Raw genomic sequence first — 18,996 nt, 5'->3', positions numbered from 1 at the left:
ATCAATACTTTCATGAATATTATTTCCCAAAATCTTTATCTCAAATCCTGAAATTGGTATTCTTTTAATATTGTCGTAATTTTGACAGCTTTAAAATGATATCCTTGAATTCAACACCTATTATTACCGATACACACACGCATTTATATTCTGAAGAATTTGATCAGGATCGTGACGAAATGATGCAAAGAGCAATAAACGCAGGCGTGACACGATTTTTTATTCCTGCTATTGATGCCGCTGCAACACAGTCTATGTATGATCTGGAGCAAAATTATCCGGACTATGTTTTCCTGATGATGGGACTGCATCCCACTTACGTGAAAGATAATTATCTGGATGAGCTGAAACATGTTGAAACAGAACTTTCAAAACGAAAATTTTACGCGGTTGGCGAAATCGGTATTGATTTATATTGGGATAAAACGCATTTAAAGGAACAACAAATTGCTTTCAGGAAACAAATTCAGCTGGCAAAACAATACAAACTACCTATTGTGATTCATTGTCGTGAAGCTTTTGATGAAATTTTTGAAATTCTGGAAGAAGAAAAATCAGTTGATTTGTTCGGAATTTTTCATTGTTTTACCGGCACTTACGAACAGGCACTTCAGGCGATTTCGTATAATATGAAACTGGGAATCGGAGGCGTAGTGACTTTTAAAAACGGAAAAATCGACCAATTCTTACATCAAATTGATTTAAAACATATTGTTTTAGAAACCGATTCGCCTTACCTGGCGCCAATTCCATACCGAGGTAAACGCAACGAAAGCAGTTATTTAGCAAATGTAATTGCAAAGCTGGCCGAAATTTACGACCTTTCAGATACAGAAATTGCAGAAGCAACAACGCAAAACTCCAAAGACGTTTTTGGGATTTAATACCCCGATTACGATACTTTAATTTTTTTTTTGTTCTTTTGCCCACCTAAATTGATATTTATAATGCAGAAATTTGACGCTATTCGACCATTTTATGATTCTGAAGTAAATGAGGCACTTCATGGAGTTGTCAATCATCCGATGATGAAAACCATGATGAATTTTACTTTTCCGGAATTAAATGATGAAGTTTGGAAAGAACAATTAAAGAAAACACATTCAATACGTGATTTTCAATGCAATTTTATTTATCAGACCATTCAAAAAGTGCTCGAAAAAAGTTCTGAAGGGCTTACGACTTCGGGTTTTGAAAAATTAGAAAAGAATACTCCTTATTTATTTATATCCAATCACCGTGATATTTTGCTTGATACGACTTTATTGAATGTTTGTCTTTTCGAACATGGTTTGGTCATGACAGCATCGGCAATTGGGGATAACTTAGTTAAAAAAGCATTTTTGAGCATATTAGCAAAACTGAACAGAAACTTTTTGGTTTTAAGAGGTTTAACGCCACGTGAAATGCTGCAAAGTTCTAAATTGCTGGCAGAATATATGGGGCAGTTACTGCTTCGCGAAAACCGTTCAGTCTGGATTGCACAACGAGAAGGCCGTACGAAAGACGGAAATGACGAAACCAATCCGGGTGTTTTAAAAATGATTGCTATGGGTTCTGATGAAGCGAATCCAATGGATTATTTCAAAAAATTAAAAATTGTTCCGGTATCCATTTCATATGAATACGACCCGACTGATGTTCTGAAAATGCCGCAATTAATGGCAGAAGCCAATAATGAAGTATATGTAAAAGACAAAAATGAGGATTTCATGACCATTTTAAGCGGAATCATGGGAACCAAAAAAAGAATACATATTTCTGTTGGAGATATTTTAGATACAGAAATTGATCAGATTGTTGCTGAAAACGATAATTCAAACAAACAAATTCAGGCATTGGCACAAACTATTGATGATTCGATTTTACAGAATTACCAATTGTGGCCAACCAATTTTATCGCCTACGACATTTTAAACGGAACGAATCAATATGCTCATTTGTACAAAGAAAGTGAAAAACAGCTTTTTGAGCGTCGTTTAGAAAAAAGAATAGGAACAGACAATGGTGTTGCAAGACAAGGATTTTTAGCCATGTATGCCAATCCTGTGGTAAATAAATTAAAATACCAGAATGCCTTCTAAATCCAAAATACTCTTAATTTATACCGGTGGAACCATCGGAATGAGCAAAGATTTTGAAACAGGAGCACTTAAAGCTTTTGATTTTGGGAAATTGCTCAAAAACATCCCGGAAATAAAACAACTGGACTGTGAAATTGAAACGGTTTCATTTGAAAATCCGATTGATTCTTCGAATATGAATCCTCAGATGTGGGCCAAAATGGCCACTATTATTGAGGAAAATTACAATAAGTTTGACGGATTTGTAGTACTTCACGGTTCAGATACCATGTCGTATTCTGCATCGGCATTGAGCTTTATGCTCGAAAATTTAGCTAAACCTGTTGTGTTTACGGGCTCGCAATTGCCAATTGGAGATTTGCGTACAGATGCGAAAGAAAACCTTATTACAGCGATTCAGATTGCTTCGCTTCAGGAAAACGGAAAACCTGTAATTAATGAAGTTTGTCTCTATTTCGAATATAAATTATACCGTGGAAACCGGACTTCAAAAGTTAATGCTGAACACTTTAGGGCTTTTACAGCACCTAACTATCCTGAACTGGTAGAATCAGGAGTACATCTAAAATTAAACAGACATTTATTTCTTCCGGTAAAAACCAATGCGAAACTGATTGTTCATAAAAACCTGAACAACAACGTAGCCATTATAAAAATGTTTCCGGGAATGAGCGAAACAGTGCTGGCTTCAATTCTGGCAACTAAAGATTTAAAAGGAATTGTTTTAGAAACCTACGGTTCAGGAAATGCGCCAACCGAAGACTGGTTTTTAAATTTGATCGAAAAAGCGATTCAAAATGGTTTGCATATTGTTAATGTAACACAATGTTCCGGCGGAAGTGTTAATATGGGACAATATGAAACCAGTACAGCTCTGAAATCTTTGGGTGTGATTTCAGGAAAAGATATCACGACTGAAGCTGCCATTACTAAATTAATGTATTTGCTTGATCATACTGTTACCATTCCACAAAACGAATTTAAAGATGTTTTTGAGATGTCTTTACGTGGAGAGATTTCGTAAAATTAAATACCAATATTAAAAATTCCAAATTCCAAAACTGAACATGAAAGCTTAAAGTTGGGATTTGGAATTTTTTTATTTTGGATTTTCTTTTTCTATAATTTAATCGTTTCAGTTTGTCATTTCTGTAAAAGTTAGATAATTGGAATTTGGAATTTAATTTTTAGAATTTCGATATGATACCGGACAAGTTTCCAGTTCTTCAGAAGACTTATGGTTTTTGTAATACACATAAACAATTACAGAAATGATACATATTATTCCCTGAATAGCAACAGTATTTCGGGTTCCGATAATGTGGGAAACGTAGCCGATAATCAAACTTCCCACAGGAATCATTCCCTGATAGGCCATCATATAATAACTGATACTTCTGGAACGCATTTCGACCGAACTTTGTGTCTGAATATAAATGTTGATGGATGAGGTTTGTCCCATCATTCCGATTCCGCTTAAAGTCATACAAATCAGCGCTACAGTCAAATTGTTTGATAAGGCGAGAATAATGATGCTAAAACCCAGCAACAAACTGGCACCGAGCATTAATTTATTCATGTTTTTGGATGATTTCAGGTTGGCAACATAAACCGCAGACAAAACAGAACCAATTCCGGCAGCACTTTCAAACCAGCTGAATGTTTGTGCGTTACCGCTAAAAATGTCTTTTGCAAAAACCGGCATTAAGGTGTTAAAAGAAATGACAAACAAGCTGCTGCATGTTAGCATTAGCAGCATTCGGGCCATTTCGGTTTCTTTTTTAACGTAATCAAGACCTTCGATAAGATCATCCAGCATATTAAGTTTGTTTTCGGTTTTAACATGAGGAGTGATTTTCATCATCATCAGGGTAATCAAAACCGGAATGTAGCTGAAAAAGTTTCCCATAAAGCAAAAATCTTCTCCGTAAGTATGCAGAATTATTCCGGCAAGCGAAGGACCGGCAATTCGGGCAAAATTATTTAAAGTCGAGTTAAGGGCGACGGCATTTGGTAAATCTTCTTTATCATTAACAATATCAATCATCATGGTCTGACGGCAGGTCATGTCAAAGGCATTTATGATGCCCTGAATAAGACTCAATGCCAGAATAAAGTTGATGTTGTAGATTTTGAAATAGATTAACAAAGCCAAAGCTCCCGCCTGAAGCATTGCCATAGATTGCAAAACCATCATTGTTTTGTGTCTGTCGTAGCGGCCAATGATACTTCCTGCCAAAGGAGCCAGAAACAAAGATGGAATCATACTTAAAAACGTTGCCAGTCCCAATAAAAATACAGATCCTGTTATAGTATAAACCATCCAGCTTACAGCCGTTTTTTGCATCCAGGTACCAATTACCGAAACAGACTGACCGTAAAAGAATAATTTGAAGTTTTTTGATTTTAATGCCTTAAACATGACCCATTTTGTTTTGTACAAAGGTCGGAATTATGATTTCATTAGAAAAATTAATAATTTTACTTATAATGAGTAGTAAAACTTATCAATATGGAGCTCTACCAATTAGAATATTTTATTAAAACGGCTGAGGTATTGCATTTTACGAAAGCAGCCGAATTGTGTTTTGTAACCCAGTCCGGACTTTCACAGCAAATAAAAAAGCTCGAAGAAGAACTAGGAATGCCTCTGTTTATCAGAATTGGAAAAAAAGTACAGCTTACAGAAGCCGGTTCTGTTTTTTTGATTCACGCTAAACAGGTGATTGAAAATGTTCAAAACGGGAAACAGGCGATTGATGATTTAAACGAAATGATTGGCGGTGAATTGCGAATTGGGGTTACCTATATTTTTGGTCTGTTGATTTTACCGGTCATAGATGCGTTTGCGAAAACCTATCCACATCTTAGAATTATAGTTGAATATGGTGCGACAGAATCACTGGAACAAAAATTAATTCAAAATGAACTCGATTTGGTTTTAGTTATTTCATCACATGAAATTGGACCTCCGATTCAAAAAGTACCTTTGTTTACTTCAGAAATGGTAATGGCGGTTTCAAAGTTACATCCTTTAGCAAATTTGGATAAAATTGCTTTTAAAAAGATAGAGGAAATTCCGCTTATTTTGCCCGGAAAGGGCTCGAATTCAAGAGAGTTTGTAGAAGAATTATTTCTGAAGTATCATATGAAACCCCAAATTTTGATCGAGTTAAATTCAATTCATGCTTTACTGCAAATGGTGAATAACAGTGACTGGGTGACAATTGTAGCCGAAAAAGCGCTGAAGGGCTGGGACGATCTTAAAGCGATTCAGATTACGGGAGTTGCGACAAAGAGAGATTCTTTTATGCTGACAATGGGCGGTTACCAGAAAAAGGCGGTAAAATTGTTTATGGAAGAATTCAGGAAAAGCATTTAAAGTAATTTCAGATTTTGCTTTTGTAACTCGTTTTTTTTTATGTTATTTGCAAACCAAAATAGAAAGGTGTCCGAGTGGTTGAAGGAGCTAGCCTGGAAAGCTAGTATATGGGTAACTGTATCGAGGGTTCGAATCCCTTCCTTTCTGCAAAACAAAATCCCGCAATTTCATTAAATGAGATTGCGGGATTTTTGTTTTAAATCTGGTCATACATTTTTGAAAAAATCTATCTTCGTAAATCAAAATTTGAGCAATAATTTTTAGATAAATATAGATTTGAAGGATAAAGAGCAAAAATATTGTTGGCAGTTTTGGAAATAAATTATGAAAAACCAAATTATAATTTTAAGTTTTCTATTCGTATTAATTTCCTGTTTTAAAAAGGAAGAAGTTAAGCTATTTCCTTTTGATGATTTTGTTTTTTCTTCTACTGGTTTACATCATCTAAATTCTCTGAAATTTACAGAAAGTGATACCATTTATTTTCAGAAGCGGTATCCTGAACCGATAGAAAACTCTTATACAATCCTTAAATCTGCAGAAAGAGAAAAGCTTAGTAAATTATTTAATGGAATAAATTTCAAAAAGTTTGATAGTATTTATGAACAAGAGAATTTATGCGATGGTCAGGCTTATCTTTTGAATGTTTCTATAAAAGAAAAGCATAAAAGGATTTTTTTATATGGTAATGTAATTCCAAAAGAGCTCAAAACCTTTATAGATTCATTAGGGAAAATAAAAGCTAATTTGAAATTTCTCCCAATAAAGAAAGCTATTGATTTTGGAGATTTAGGATATCTCATACCTCCGCCGCCACCTCCAAAACCAGAAAGAATACATTTTGTAAATTGAAAAACCTCTAATCCAGCCCCGATAGAAATGATATCCTTTTGTGGCGGGGTTCGTCACAAAAGATAAAATGGATAGTGGGACTAAGCGTGTTTTGAAATGGAGTTTGCATGTCTTAAAACTTAGAAGAATTAAATTATTGTACCATTAGTGTGCATTTTAATTGAGAAAAACGCTAGCGTTCGTTTTTAATGAAAAAGTATCAAGAAGCGTATGTTTTTTATATGGCCGTTCATTTATTATTATTTTTAAGCTAATTGAACTTATTTTTGGAATGATAAAAAAATGCTTTTCGGTCGATATTTAAAAAAGAATTTAAAAAAGCTTATTTTAGATGTTTATTTAATACAGAAGTAATGAAAAGAACCTATAATATTTATTGTGATGAAAGTACTCATATAGAAAATGATGGACAGCCGTATATGATTTTAGCGTATATAAGTACGCCTTATCACTTATTGAAAATGCACAATAAAAATATTCGTGACATGAAAATCGAACATTTTTATCGTGGAGAAATGAAGTGGAGTTCTATTTCAAAGTCACAATATCCATTTTACAATAAATTAATTGATTATTTCTTTAGTAATGATGAACTCAATTTTAGAGCTATTATTATTGATAAATCACAATTAAACCATAAGGCTTTTAATCAAGATCATAATACATTTTATGATAAGATGTATTATCAATTATTGAATAAGAAAATAGACCCTAATTGTAACTACAATATTTATCTCGATATAAAAGATACTAATTCCTACATTAAAGCAAGAAGTTTAAAAAAGTATCTTGAAAGAGATTATAACAATATTAGAAATTTACAAATTATCCGTTCGTATGAGAGTGAATTAATGCAATTGTCAGATGTATTAATGGGGGCTATTAATTACAAATTGAGAGGATTAAATAAAGTTACAGCTAAAAATAATATTATTGATAAAATCGAAAAATTACGTTGTAAACCATTAACAATGCGAAATAAAGAAACAGAGAAAAAGTTTAATTTATTTTTTATCGATTTGAAAAATGGCAATTAATTATATTAAAAGATACAACGAACTATTAGAGTTAAATCATCTAAATGAAAGAGATAGAAAAATATCTTTGAAGGCAATTTTTGATAGAGATATTGCAGATAATCAAAACTTTAGTTTTAATTCCAAAATAATTAGACCACTAAAGAAAGAGGATAAAATTGATGTTGAATCATTATTTAAACACTTAACTTATAAAACAGAAGATGAAACAGATAATAAAGGAAAAGTAATTCAAACAAGAGACTTTTTTGATTTTGAAAGGTCTAAAAGGTTACACTGGATATTGCCACATATTGAAAGTAAAATTCCAGATGTAATTAATGTTTTCAGTGCAATCAACAGAATAAGAGGTAAAGATATAATTAGAACTTATATTCATAATGTAAAAGAAAACTATATAATAATTTTAGAGCCGCAAAGAAGCGGTCAGGATTATTATTTCATTACTGCATATTATTTAGAAAAGAAATATGGAGGATTGAATATGATAAAAAATAAATATAAAAATAAACTTGACGAAGTTCTTTAAACCGCAAAATCCGGTACACATCGGGGCGTATCGGATTTCGTAATTCAATTCTCCTATTATGGTAGAATGAACACCGCAAATATACGAAAAACATTTTGGGTTTATCAACAAAAAATAGAAGTTATTAACAAAACAACATAAAGGGTACTATTGAAAAGTCTGATATGTAATATCTATACTGTTAAAAAAAGAACATTTCTCTACCTATTATAAATTTGTTTTTTATTTCTCCGAGGTAAAAAAAAGCATCCTTTTGTGATTTAGTTCTAAAACGAGACCACAAAAGATAAAATGGATAGCGGACTAAGGGTGTTTTGAAAACGGATTATATGCTTCTTAAAAATAATCAGGAAGATAATTTAGTGTTTGATTAGATTTCTAAATGCGAAAAAGCGTGTGGTTTTATTGTAAAATGGTATTTTGCGTTTATTTTTTATGAAATACGTCTTGTTTTTACGACGCCTCGAAAACCTGTTTTTCTCTTAAAGTCAATAATAAAACCTGTTATTCATGGTTTTAACCTATTATTCAGAAATTCTAAAAAAATAAAAACCCATATTTCATATTTTTAAATAAAAACAACCTGTTTTTCGTGTAAATAACCTGGTTTTCATATATTTGAATGGATTATTTATAAAATGTTTGTACAAATATGATAGTTTTTTCTAAAGATATAACGGTATTTAATGGCAAAACAACCCCTGAACCTGCTACATTAGCAGGATATGGTGCCATAATAGATGCATTACAGTTAAGTATACCAATCCCTGATAAATTGGCTATCATTAGTAAAAAACATAAACAATACAGTACAGAAAACTGGTTAATCTTTACACCAAGACATCATCCAAAAGAAACATTATTTCATCATCTTGTTTTTGCTTTGAAATATGAAGGGATAAACCTTTTGTTCTTTAAAAAATTATTTAAAAAAATTTCGAAAGAAGAAATAACAAATATCATCCAAAGTGAACCAACGGGACAATACAGTCGAAAAATTTGGTTTTTGTATGAATGGCTTATGCAGGAACAGCTGGATATTCCAGATCTGACGATAAAAAACTTTATTCCATTAATAGATGAAGATATTCAGTTTGGGTTATCAATTTCTGTTAATTCCAGTCGTCATCGAATTAAAAATAATTTGCCCGGTACGGTTGATTTTTGTCCGTTAATTTTTAAAACCGATAAACTGAAAAATTACATAGAAGAAAATCTCGCTGAAAAAAAAGATACTTATTTAAATAGTTTTCATAAAGATGTTTTGCAAAGAACTTCAGCTTTTTTATTGCTAAAAGATTCAAAAGCCTCTTTTACGATTGAAGGAGAAAATCCTACTACAAATCGTGCTTTGCGTTGGGGAAAAGCTATTGGTCAGGCGGGTTCAAAACCTTTGGATAAAGAAGAACTTATTCGATTACAACAAATCGTAATCGAGAGTAGCCGTTTCATAGAAATGGGTTTTAGAAAGGAAGGTGGTTTTGTAGGCGAGCACGAACGTACAACCGGTGAACCTATTCCGGAGCATATTTCAGCCAAAAAGGAAGATATAGAAAAACTCATTGACGAACTGATTGCTACTTATAAAAAACTGGAAGAGACTAATTTTGATACCGTTTTGTCCGCTTCAGTAATTGCCTTTGGTTTTGTGTTTATTCATCCGTATGTAGATGGAAATGGAAGAATTCATCGTTATTTAATTCATCATATTTTATCTAAAATGAAGTTTACACATCAGGGTATTATTTTTCCTGTTTCGGCTTCTATCTTAAGTCATATTGATGATTATCGAAATGTATTGGAATCGTATTCTCATCCGTTACTTGATTTTATCGAGTGGGAAAAAACAAAGTCTAACAATGTGGAAGTTTTAAATGAAACAATCGATTTCTACCGTTATTTTGATGCTACAAAACAAGCGGAGTTTTTATACGATTGTGTAAATGATACCATTGTAAATGTTATTCCGCAAGAAGTAACGTATCTTCAAAAATATGATGAAATGAAAAGCTATTTGGATGATGTTTTTCAAATGCCGGATAAAATAGTTGCGTTACTGATTCGGTTTTTAGAACAAAATGATGGAAAACTTTCTAAAAGAGCAATTGAAAAAGAATTTTCAGTTTTGACTGAAGAGGAAATAAAAGAGATTGAGCGAAATTATAAATCAGTAATGACGTAAAATTCAAAACAGGTTTTAAAGATGAACAGCTTGCTCATTAGCTAAACTACAAAAAATAAACCCGTACAAAAGCATTAAATGTATTTTCCAGAGCATTGATATTTACCTCTTCGATGGTTGAGTTTTGTGAGTTGATACGATAACTTCTGTTTATAGTTTCTGATGAATTAAGAAGGTTCTGTACAGAAATTCCAGCCTTGCATTTTATTTTATCCGAAAAAGTACTGGTGAAACTTATTGAGGCATTTAGCTGTAAATAGTCATTTAACTGGCTGCTGTTTGGGTTTCGATATACAATCATTGGATTTTGATTTTCATCAAATTCAGGAACACGGGAAGCGGGCTGAGTGTAGAATCTGCCAGACATCCAGCTTCCTCCTAAGGCAAATTGCCAGCGTTTGTTGTCGTAAATAAATCCACTTCTAACTGCATGCGGAACTTCCTGATTACTTGTAAAGTCCTGATCATGTAAGCTATCAAACGCATATTCATTATTATTGTACTGGTAAGTTACCCAACTGGTAAAATTGCGCCATTGTTTTTGTAGCAGCGTTTCGATACCATAGACGGTATATTTGCCTAAAGTATTGGCAAATTCAAACTGTCCCTGAAACCCCTGGCTTATACTATTGATTCCGCTTACTTTTTTAATAAATGGTTCTGCAGTAAACAACCATTTACGCTTTTGAAAATTTAGAGCAAATGAGAGCTGTGAGCTTTTGGTAACCGGAAGGTTATCGCCGTTAGAAAGCGTCCATCTTCTTTTTTCCAGACCAAAGAAGTTTTCCTGAAAATCAACAATTTGTTGTGTTGTCTGGCTTTTCATTTCGCCCTGAAGTTCCATGCCAAAATCTTTAGTAAGATTGTAACGTATTAAAAAACGGGGTTCTGTGCAAAAGGTACGAAGGGTTTGAAAATAGTTTTGTCGGATTCCGGCAGTCAGGAAAAATTGTTTATAGTTTGCATCGGCCTGCGCATATACAGCATGAGAAAGGAGGTGTTCTTTGCTATTTTGAAGCTCAAAAGTATTATCGTTATTAGTGTTGTCAATATTGGTGTGATTAAGCTGATAGCCTAGCTGTAGTGAGAAATTTTTACTTCGTGAAATGCGGTGACTTATTTCGAGGCCTTTATCCAGTATAGTATTTTCCTGTTTAAGAATTCGGTTACTTTCTATAAACATATCACGTGAATCAATGCTGTAATTGTTGTAATGTAGTGACCATTCAGTTGCATCACCGGATTCCCATTTGGTAGAAAAACAGGCATTTCCGGCTATTGTCTGCTGGTCAAGTTTGCTTTTTTCATCGATAGTGCCATTATTGTCTGCAATGCTTTGGTTTACGTTGAGCTCGTTGGAAATTAAAATGGAGTTTATCCTAAGTTCGGAGTGCTTCCCTATTTTTTGCCTGTACTGACCTGTTATATCATAGAAATAGAAATCTTCAGAACTCTTATAATCAATATCCTCATCGATAAACAAGTTGGTGATTTTAGTATTTTGAAAAATACGTTTAAAATAACTCTTATATGTGGGCGAAGCAAAATAATCGGTTATGGATCTTCGGGCACTAAATTGCCAGTCAGCCTTATCGGATGTCTTATATGAAGTATTGAAATCGATATTGAGCATATTGATTCCTATGGAACTTTCATAAAAATTATTTGATTCAGGCAGTGTTTCAATAATTACGGTACTGGATACTGCCTGTCCGTACTGAGCAGGACTTGCATTTTTATAAACAGTAAATGATTGCGAAAGATTAGGATTTAAAGCAGAGATAAGACCAAAAAAGTGCCCTGTCTGGTACAAGCGTATACCGTTCCAAAGAAACAGGTTCTGGTCGTGTGTTCCTCCTCGGAAACTGATGTTAGAAACGGTTTCATCAAGGCTTACAGCACCGGGTAATTGCTGAATGGTCTGAAACACATCCGGTTCTGTCATGCCCGGAAGTATCCCGGTATTTTTAGATTCGATTTTGTAGCTTCCATTTCCGTCTTTTTTAATACCACGCGTTAATAAATGCATGATTTGCACTTCAGAGAGCTGGGCGATATTAACAGATAGTTCAATTGTAGTTATTCCTTCTTTTACAAAGGTGCTTACAGCTACGGTTTTATTTTTGTAGCCTACATGAGAGATGTACAGGTTTTTGTTGTTGGAAATAAAGAAACAAAAACGACCTTCGGCATCTGATTGTATGGATTGTTTGGGGCCCAATGTTATCGTGGCAAAAGGAATGGGGTCTTTTGTATCAGCATCTAATAAAAGGGCACAAAGTTGCAAAGATTTGACCTGTGCCGGTTTTACAACAATATAATTATCAGAGATACGATTAAAAACAAGATCTGTTTCTGTTGTAAGTTTAGTAATGATTTCTTGTGTATTTCCTGAAGGAATAGCTGAAATCATAATTCCTGCGATATCGTGCTCGATGTAATTAAACTTTATATTGTACGTAGACTCAATGTCCCGTAAAGCTTTGCGTAGGGGTATTCGAGTCCCGTCCTGCTGGGCATTTGCTGCCCAACAGGTTAAAAATAAGATATATAATAATAAAGCTTTTTTAGACAATTTTTACTTCTTCATTAATTCATAACTGCCATCTGCGAGTTGGGTTCTCTTAAGGTTAAAGGTTTCTTCAATAATCTTTAGGGCTATGTCTAAATTATCTGCCGGTACAGTACCGGTATATTCTTTGTTGATGTGCACTTTATTGACTTTAATTGTAACATTATATTTGCGTTCCAGTTCAGCAGTAACTTCGTTGAGCAAATCAGCACGAAAAATAATTTGATTGGCAGTCCATTCAGGCTGGTTTACAGTTACTTTGTTTACGATCCAGCTGCCTTTGTTTATGGTAACCATTTTGCCCGGGGTCACTATTTCTTCTTTATTTTCTTCACTAACTCTCACCCTGCCTTCGTAACAGGCTACATCCATTCTTTGACTGCGGGATCGCACATTAAATTGTGTCCCCAAGACCTGAACAATCCCGGTTGGTGTTATAACACTGAATTTACTTCCTTTAACAACTTTAAAATAGGCTTCCCCCGTTAGACTAAGCGTTCGATTTTTTTGCCAGTCTGATTTATCAAAATTGATTTCCGAATCAGAATTCAGGCTCACCTGAGATCCGTCAGGGAGTAAAAATGTTTTCTCAGTTCCTCTGGCTGCATAAATGGATGTTTGTGAGTCTTTTAAGAATAAAAATCCAATTCCTGTGAATAATAGCAACATTGCTGCCGCTGCCATCCATTGAAAAGAATGCGTTTTAAACAACGATTTCTTTTTAGGGGCCGCTAAAACGGTTTGCAGCATATTGCCGGGTTCTCTCTGCGACACACTCAGTTGTGCGGAATGTTCTTTTATTTTTTCAAACATTTGCCAGTCAATATCTTTGCCTAAAGCCTGTTTTTCGTCTTCAGACAAATTGTTGCTAAGCAAACGTGATAAATAATGATCCTCTTTCATAACGTACTATTTTTTTGTTTTCAGTTACCTGAAATTTTCTATGTTTTTCTTTAGTGCAAGCATGGCCAGATGAAGTCTTTTTTCTACTGCTTTTACACTGATTCCCAATGCGACTGCAATTTCTTTTTGAGGAATTTTGTCGATACGGTGCATTAAAAAAGCAATTTTTTGTGTTTCGTTAAGATCATCAATAGCTTTTAATAGCTTTTGCCTGAATTGTTCTTCTTCAAGTACAAATTCAGGGCTTTCGTTTGTAGCTATAACTGGCTGCGATTGCTGCACATAATTAAGAACTACTTTTTGATGGGCGACTACCTTTAGTGATTTATTAAATGCTACTGTATAGAGATAAGATTTTGCTTTTTCCCACGGAATACTGCTGCAATTTTGCCATAATTTGATGAAAGCTTCCTGCGCAGTATCATACGCCTGATCTTCGTTGCCAAATTTGTAATATAGAAAATTACGGAGCGCTTTTTCGTGGCTTTTAAAAAATAGGGAAAAATGATTCTCGCTGCAGGTATTGTAAATTTCTTTTTTTGACATAAATGTAACCTTAGATATAAGTGTAACCCCTGGTCTGATAAAATCCCTACCTGAAAAATAAAATAAATATTTCGGGTAGGGATGATAATGTAACAGCGGTTGTATACTCAGATGCAAAGATAGGGTAACTCAAAACACCCTTATTTGCTTTTTTCTAAATAAAAATGAATCAATAATTAATTTAGTTCGGTTATGGTTAAAAAATTTACGATCCCTAAAAGGTTTTCTTTACTATTCAATTTTGTGCTTTGGTTTTTAGTTGTATCACTGCTATTACGAATAAGCTTTTTTATCTGGCAATATGACGAAGTTTCATGGAATATTGTAAATTTTTTAAGAACGCTTTTTACGGGTCTTTTTTTTGATATCGGAACTATAACTTTCATAAGTTTTCCTGCAGTTATTTACTTTTCTGTATTTCCTGACAGATGGACAGGAAGCAGAGGAGATAAAGTTTTAGTTTGGGGATTTACGGCAATAACCATTTTTATACTGGTATTTACCTTTTTTGCTGAGTTTACCTTTTGGGATGAGTTTAAGACCCGATTTAATTTCATTGCAGTTGATTATCTTATTTATACGCACGAAGTGATTGCCAATATAGAAGAGTCCTATCCGTTGCCATTGTTAATTGGAGGTGTATTGTCAACAACTTTGGGAGTACTGTTTCTGTTTTATAAACAGGCAGCTTTTCAAAATACATTTACCTGTAAGGCAGGGGTAAAGTCAAGATTAATTCTTTTGGCAGGAACCTTATTGACAGGACTCTTCTTCACTGTTTTTATAACCAATAATCAGGCGGAGTGGAGTTCTAACCGATATAATTCGGAAATATCAAAATCGGGTATATATTCTTTTTTCGCTGCATTTAGGAATAATCAAATGGAGTATCGGGATTTTTATACTTCTATCGATGATAAAAAAGCTTTTGGCATTGTAAAAAGTAAGTTAAATGGTGCCAACGTAAATTATATAGGTAAAGGTTTTTCTATACACCGGAGGATTACAGATAGTCTTTCATCTGAAGAAAACAGAAATATAGTATTCATACTGGTGGAAAGTCTTAGCGGCAAATTTATGCAGGAGTTTGGTAACAAAGAGAAAATCACTCCATTTTTAGACAGTCTGGCACAAAAAAGTATTTTTTTTAGTAATCTGTACGCCACAGGTACCAGAACAGTAAGGGGTATGGAAGCCGTGACACTTTGCATACCGCCCACTCCTGGTCAGAGTATTATAAAAAGACCCGAAAACACAGGTCTTTATACGGTAAACAGCGTATTTAGATTAAAAGGGTATGACAGTAACTTTTTTTACGGTGGAGATGGTTATTTTGATAATATGAACGATTACTTTGGTGGTAACGGATTCAATATTTATGATCGTGGTAGAGGAAGTATATTAAACGATGCTATAAATGCGACCCGAAACAATATTGAAGACAGCGAAGTTACTTTTGAAAATGCATGGGGTATTTGCGACGAAGATATTTTTAATAAAATGCTTTCAGTGGCCGATAAGCAATACGCTGCTAAAAAACCGTTCTTTAATTTTGTAATGACGACCTCTAATCACAGACCCTATACTTATCCCGAAGGGAAAATAGATATACCTTCGGGTACAGGTCGTTCTGGTGCGGTAAAATATACTGATTTTGCTTTACGCAAAATGTTCGCAAAAGCCCAAACAAAGCCCTGGTTCAAAAATACTGTTTTTGTAATAATCGCTGATCATTGCGCCAGCAGTGCAGGGAAAGATGAAATTGATGTGGCAAGTTACCACATACCCGCCTTTATTGTAAACTTTCCTGATGAACCTAATCAAAAAATAAGTAAACAATGTTCTCAGATAGATCTTTTTCCTACTTTGTTTTCCCTTTTTAGATGGAATTATGAGTCTGATTTTTTTGGAAAAAATGTTCTTAGTAAAGATTTTGAAGAGCGGTCGCTTTTGGGCACTTATCGTAAATTGGTACTGATGAAAAAGAATAACGTAATGATTTTAAGTGACCAGAAAAAACAGGCCTTTTACAGCTGGGATAAAACCAACAACAATCTGAGACCATTAAAGATAGACAAATCATTTTTAGATGAAACAATAGCCTGGTACCAAACAGCCGATTATCTCTTTACAAATAAAATGCTTAAATAAAAATATAATACTGATATTCCTGCGGATTAATTTTTTAATAAAAAATAAATATTTATGGTAGGGATGTAAACATAACAGGGGTTATATATACAGAAGCAAAGTAAAGGCTGCAGAAAAATGGTCTTTACGTATTGCACGAAATAAAATAATAAATTTAATTACTTTTATCATGACAAAAAAAATTTTTGCCTTAGCCTTTTTAGCCGTAAGTGTTTTAACCACTTCTTGTGACAATGACGATGACAAATCACTTAATACAGATCCTACGCCTGCAATTTCTGTTCTTACAGTTGGTACATGGAGAATTACAAAATTTGAAGATAGTGGTGTTAACAAAACTGCCGATTTTGCCGGCTATAATTTTACTTTTAGTAATGGGAATGTATTAGCTGTAAACGGTAATGACCAAACTTATTCAGGATCTTGGTCCGTTACATCAGATGATGAACATGACACTCCACCGGATACTGATCTGGATCTGAATCTTTATTTTGCTAACCCACAAAGTTTTAGAGTACTTAACGAGGATTGGGATATTATTAGTATTAGTGATACAAAGGTTGAAGTTGCTGATATAGATGATGATGGCCCATCAGACTACTTGGTATTTGAAAGAAACTAATTATAAAGGATTTCATTTTTAATTCTAAAAACTCCCGTCGATGATGGGAGTTTTGTTTTTTCAGACATATCATTAAAATAATAAATGAATAGTTGAAAATTGATGAATAGAATTTCTAATTCAGCCCGATAGAAATGATATCCTTTTGTGGCGGGGTTCGCCACAAAAGATAAAATGGATAGCGGGACTAAGGGTGTTTTGAAAACTAAATTTCTGCTGCCTGAAAATTCAAAAAAACTCAATTATATAGTCTCTATTCGTGAGTCGATAAATGATTTTGGAAATCTATTTTCACATTATTTTATTAGAGAAATTATTATATATTTGGCACCTGAGTTATATAAATAATTGATGGATTTACCGCCTTATTCACCGGGACTGCATAAACTGGTTACTTTACATGTTGACAAGACGGAGAAACTTACAGCCAGTAATGATTTTGTTGTGGTAACAAATTCTATTTTAGAGAAGTACGGTTTAGAGAAGGTTGGAGTAGTGGTGCATGATTTTGAAAATAACAGTTTTACCATTTCGTTCTGCCTTAAAGAATCCCATATTTGTATACATACCTGGCCAGAATACAATCAGTTGACTTTGGATGTTTATTTGTGCAATTATCTTCAGGATAACTCGCATAAGGTTCGCAGTGTCGTGGCCGATTATATTGCTTATTTTGAAGCGAAAATTATTAAGGATTTTGAAATTAACCGATAAAACATGAAAATTCCTTGTTACGATTGTAATACAGAAACCGAATTAGAGGTTGGTTTTGAAGTACTCAATTTTGTTTGTCCTAAATGTCGAAGCTTGTATGTAGGTGATGATGAAGGGAAATTTTGCAGAAAGTCACAATATAAAGCTGAATCAGAAGTTATTCCGCTGGCTATTGGCGATACTGGTTTTTTAAATGGAAGTCAGTACAAAGTAACCGGTATTTTGAGAAAAAGAGTGCATCCTGATTACAGATGGACAGAGTTTATTCTGCAAAATGATGTAAAAGAGTTTCTTTACTTGTCGCTTTCAAACGGGCATTGGATGATGCTTACCGAAATGAAAAAGATTGATGATTTAAAGAAACGTACCAAAGTTCTGAATTATGATGGTAAAGATTATGATTTATTCGAACATTCGGATGCTGAAATAGTGAATGCGCAGGGATTTTTTGATTTTGAGATTCCGGTTAATAAACTGGCACATCTTGCTGAATTTATAAATCCTCCCTACATTGTTTCGGTAGAAAAAATGAACAATGTACAAACAGCTTTTCATGGAGAATATATCAGAAAAAGCGAAATAAAGAAAGCTTTTCCGGGAATCACGCTGCCGTATCAGTCAGGAGTCAGTATGATTCAGCCATACCGTTTTGATCTTAGAAATACAGCTGTTGTTTTCTGCCTTTTTGCTTTGCTGATTATAACCGCAAACTGGTATATTTATAAAGATCAGGTGGAACAGAATGTTTTTAACAGTACAATTAAATTCAGCGAATTTGATAATAAAGAAGTTACCAGTCCGTCGTTTGTGCTCAATGGTGCTTCGGCTCCGTTGACGATTAAGGTTTCAACGGGTGTCAATAATTCATGGGCAAACTTAAATGTTGCATTAGTGAATGAAGATACCAACGACGAAATTTACGCCAACAAGGACATCGAATACTATTATGGTTATTCGGATGGGGAATCCTGGACAGAAGGAAGCCAGTCTGAGAAATTTAATATTTGTGGGGTAAAAGGAGGAAAATATCACCTTTTGATTACACCGATGAAAGCGCCGGAAGATATTTCTAACAGTGAAATGCATGTAAATGTAGTCTGGAATGAGCCTTCAAACCGAAATGTCTGGATCGTGGTTATCGGTATGATTGTAATTTTCTTCATCATACGTTTTTTTAAAAATCAATTTGAAAAAGAGAGATGGGCAGACAGCTCGTACTCTACATACGAATAAGTCAATATGAAAAGAATTTCGGATTTCTTTACCAACAACTGGGCTCCATTGGCAATTGGATTTTTTTGCTTTGGGGTTTATATTTATTTTGCTCTTGCCGGAAACCGTATCTGCGACTGCGAATCTACCGAAAGTTACAAGTCTACGGGAAGCCGTACATCCTATAACCGTTTTTATCACAAATAAAAT

At 34.0% G+C, this 18,996-nt stretch carries 17 protein-coding genes and 1 tRNA gene; 14 read left to right on the top strand and 4 right to left on the bottom strand.

Going from position 1 to position 18,996, the window contains the following annotated elements; translation table 11 throughout:
* The first annotated feature begins 104 nt into the window (after window positions 1–104).
* The 3 genes from GWR14_RS11270 (at window position 105) to GWR14_RS11260 (ending at window position 3,108) form a co-directional block, all read left to right on the top strand.
* Entirely contained in the window at window positions 105–884 is a 780-nt protein-coding gene (locus GWR14_RS11270) for a TatD family hydrolase (RefSeq protein ID WP_163409127.1), read from the top strand.
* Window positions 885–947: 63 nt separating this feature from the next.
* On the top strand, window positions 948–2,084 hold the full coding sequence (locus GWR14_RS11265) for a 1-acyl-sn-glycerol-3-phosphate acyltransferase (RefSeq protein WP_163409126.1): 1,137 nt from the start codon (window positions 948–950) through the stop codon (window positions 2,082–2,084).
* Window positions 2,074–3,108 (top strand): asparaginase, encoded by a 1,035-nt coding sequence (locus GWR14_RS11260; RefSeq protein WP_163409125.1) that lies wholly within the window; start codon window positions 2,074–2,076, stop codon window positions 3,106–3,108. The genes GWR14_RS11265 and GWR14_RS11260 overlap by 11 nt, the downstream gene beginning before the upstream one ends.
* Before the next feature lie 156 nt (window positions 3,109–3,264).
* Here GWR14_RS11260 and GWR14_RS11255 read toward each other — a convergent pair whose 3' ends face one another.
* The gene (locus tag GWR14_RS11255) at window positions 3,265–4,506 is read right to left on the bottom strand and encodes an MFS transporter (RefSeq protein ID WP_163409124.1); all 1,242 of its coding nucleotides are present in this window, start codon (window positions 4,504–4,506) and stop codon (window positions 3,265–3,267) included.
* A 90-nt stretch (window positions 4,507–4,596) separates the two neighbouring features.
* Here GWR14_RS11255 and GWR14_RS11250 point away from each other — a divergent pair, with 90 nt between their 5' ends.
* From GWR14_RS11250 to GWR14_RS11225, 6 genes are all read left to right on the top strand, one after another.
* On the top strand, window positions 4,597–5,466 hold the full coding sequence (locus GWR14_RS11250) for a LysR family transcriptional regulator (RefSeq protein ID WP_163409123.1): 870 nt from the start codon (window positions 4,597–4,599) through the stop codon (window positions 5,464–5,466).
* Between the two features lie 60 nt (window positions 5,467–5,526).
* Window positions 5,527–5,613, top strand: a tRNA-Ser gene (locus GWR14_RS11245).
* A gap of 177 nt (window positions 5,614–5,790) precedes the next feature.
* Entirely contained in the window at window positions 5,791–6,318 is a 528-nt protein-coding gene (locus GWR14_RS11240) for a DUF6438 domain-containing protein (protein WP_163409122.1), read from the top strand.
* Between the two features lie 353 nt (window positions 6,319–6,671).
* The gene (locus GWR14_RS11235) at window positions 6,672–7,355 is read left to right on the top strand and encodes a DUF3800 domain-containing protein (RefSeq protein ID WP_163409121.1); all 684 of its coding nucleotides are present in this window, start codon (window positions 6,672–6,674) and stop codon (window positions 7,353–7,355) included.
* The gene (locus tag GWR14_RS11230; RefSeq protein WP_163409120.1) at window positions 7,345–7,884 is read left to right on the top strand and encodes a hypothetical protein; all 540 of its coding nucleotides are present in this window, start codon (window positions 7,345–7,347) and stop codon (window positions 7,882–7,884) included. The genes GWR14_RS11235 and GWR14_RS11230 overlap by 11 nt, the downstream gene beginning before the upstream one ends.
* A 652-nt stretch (window positions 7,885–8,536) precedes the next feature.
* Window positions 8,537–10,066: a Fic family protein gene (locus tag GWR14_RS11225; RefSeq protein WP_163409119.1), complete on the top strand. Its 1,530-nt coding sequence runs from the start codon at window positions 8,537–8,539 to the stop codon at window positions 10,064–10,066.
* 46 nt (window positions 10,067–10,112) lie between these two features.
* Here GWR14_RS11225 and GWR14_RS11220 read toward each other — a convergent pair whose 3' ends face one another.
* Genes GWR14_RS11220 through GWR14_RS11210 form a run of 3 tightly spaced genes read right to left on the bottom strand, consistent with a single transcriptional unit; the run spans window position 10,113 to window position 14,087 of the window.
* Window positions 10,113–12,641, bottom strand: a complete 2,529-nt coding sequence (locus tag GWR14_RS11220) for a TonB-dependent receptor (RefSeq protein WP_163409118.1) — start codon at window positions 12,639–12,641, stop codon at window positions 10,113–10,115.
* Between the two features lie 3 nt (window positions 12,642–12,644).
* Window positions 12,645–13,541, bottom strand: a complete 897-nt coding sequence (locus GWR14_RS11215) for a FecR family protein (protein WP_163409117.1) — start codon at window positions 13,539–13,541, stop codon at window positions 12,645–12,647.
* A gap of 24 nt (window positions 13,542–13,565) precedes the next feature.
* Window positions 13,566–14,087 (bottom strand): RNA polymerase sigma factor, encoded by a 522-nt coding sequence (locus GWR14_RS11210; RefSeq protein ID WP_163409116.1) that lies wholly within the window; start codon window positions 14,085–14,087, stop codon window positions 13,566–13,568.
* Between the two features lie 192 nt (window positions 14,088–14,279).
* Between GWR14_RS11210 and GWR14_RS11205 the strand changes: the two genes are divergently transcribed.
* The 5 genes from GWR14_RS11205 (at window position 14,280) to GWR14_RS11185 (ending at window position 18,993) form a co-directional block, all read left to right on the top strand.
* On the top strand, window positions 14,280–16,238 hold the full coding sequence (locus GWR14_RS11205; protein WP_163409115.1) for an LTA synthase family protein: 1,959 nt from the start codon (window positions 14,280–14,282) through the stop codon (window positions 16,236–16,238).
* 169 nt (window positions 16,239–16,407) lie between these two features.
* Window positions 16,408–16,860: a hypothetical protein gene (locus GWR14_RS11200; protein WP_163409114.1), complete on the top strand. Its 453-nt coding sequence runs from the start codon at window positions 16,408–16,410 to the stop codon at window positions 16,858–16,860.
* A 351-nt stretch (window positions 16,861–17,211) separates the two neighbouring features.
* A complete protein-coding gene (locus GWR14_RS11195) occupies window positions 17,212–17,574 on the top strand; it encodes an S-adenosylmethionine decarboxylase family protein (RefSeq protein WP_163409113.1) in 363 nt (120 codons plus the stop codon).
* Between the two features lie 3 nt (window positions 17,575–17,577).
* Entirely contained in the window at window positions 17,578–18,807 is a 1,230-nt protein-coding gene (locus GWR14_RS11190; RefSeq protein ID WP_163409112.1) for a DUF4178 domain-containing protein, read from the top strand.
* Between the two features lie 6 nt (window positions 18,808–18,813).
* Window positions 18,814–18,993 carry a hypothetical protein gene (locus GWR14_RS11185; RefSeq protein ID WP_163409111.1) on the top strand — a complete coding sequence of 60 codons (180 nt, stop codon included), beginning with the start codon at window positions 18,814–18,816 and terminating at the stop codon, window positions 18,991–18,993.
* Window positions 18,994–18,996 lie beyond the last annotated feature (3 nt).

The organism is Flavobacterium ajazii, from assembly GCF_010614725.1.
Lineage (GTDB): Bacteria > Bacteroidota > Bacteroidia > Flavobacteriales > Flavobacteriaceae > Flavobacterium > Flavobacterium ajazii.
The sequence above is the reverse complement of the archived record's forward strand: the minus strand, read 5'-3'. Positions and strand labels throughout refer to the sequence as shown.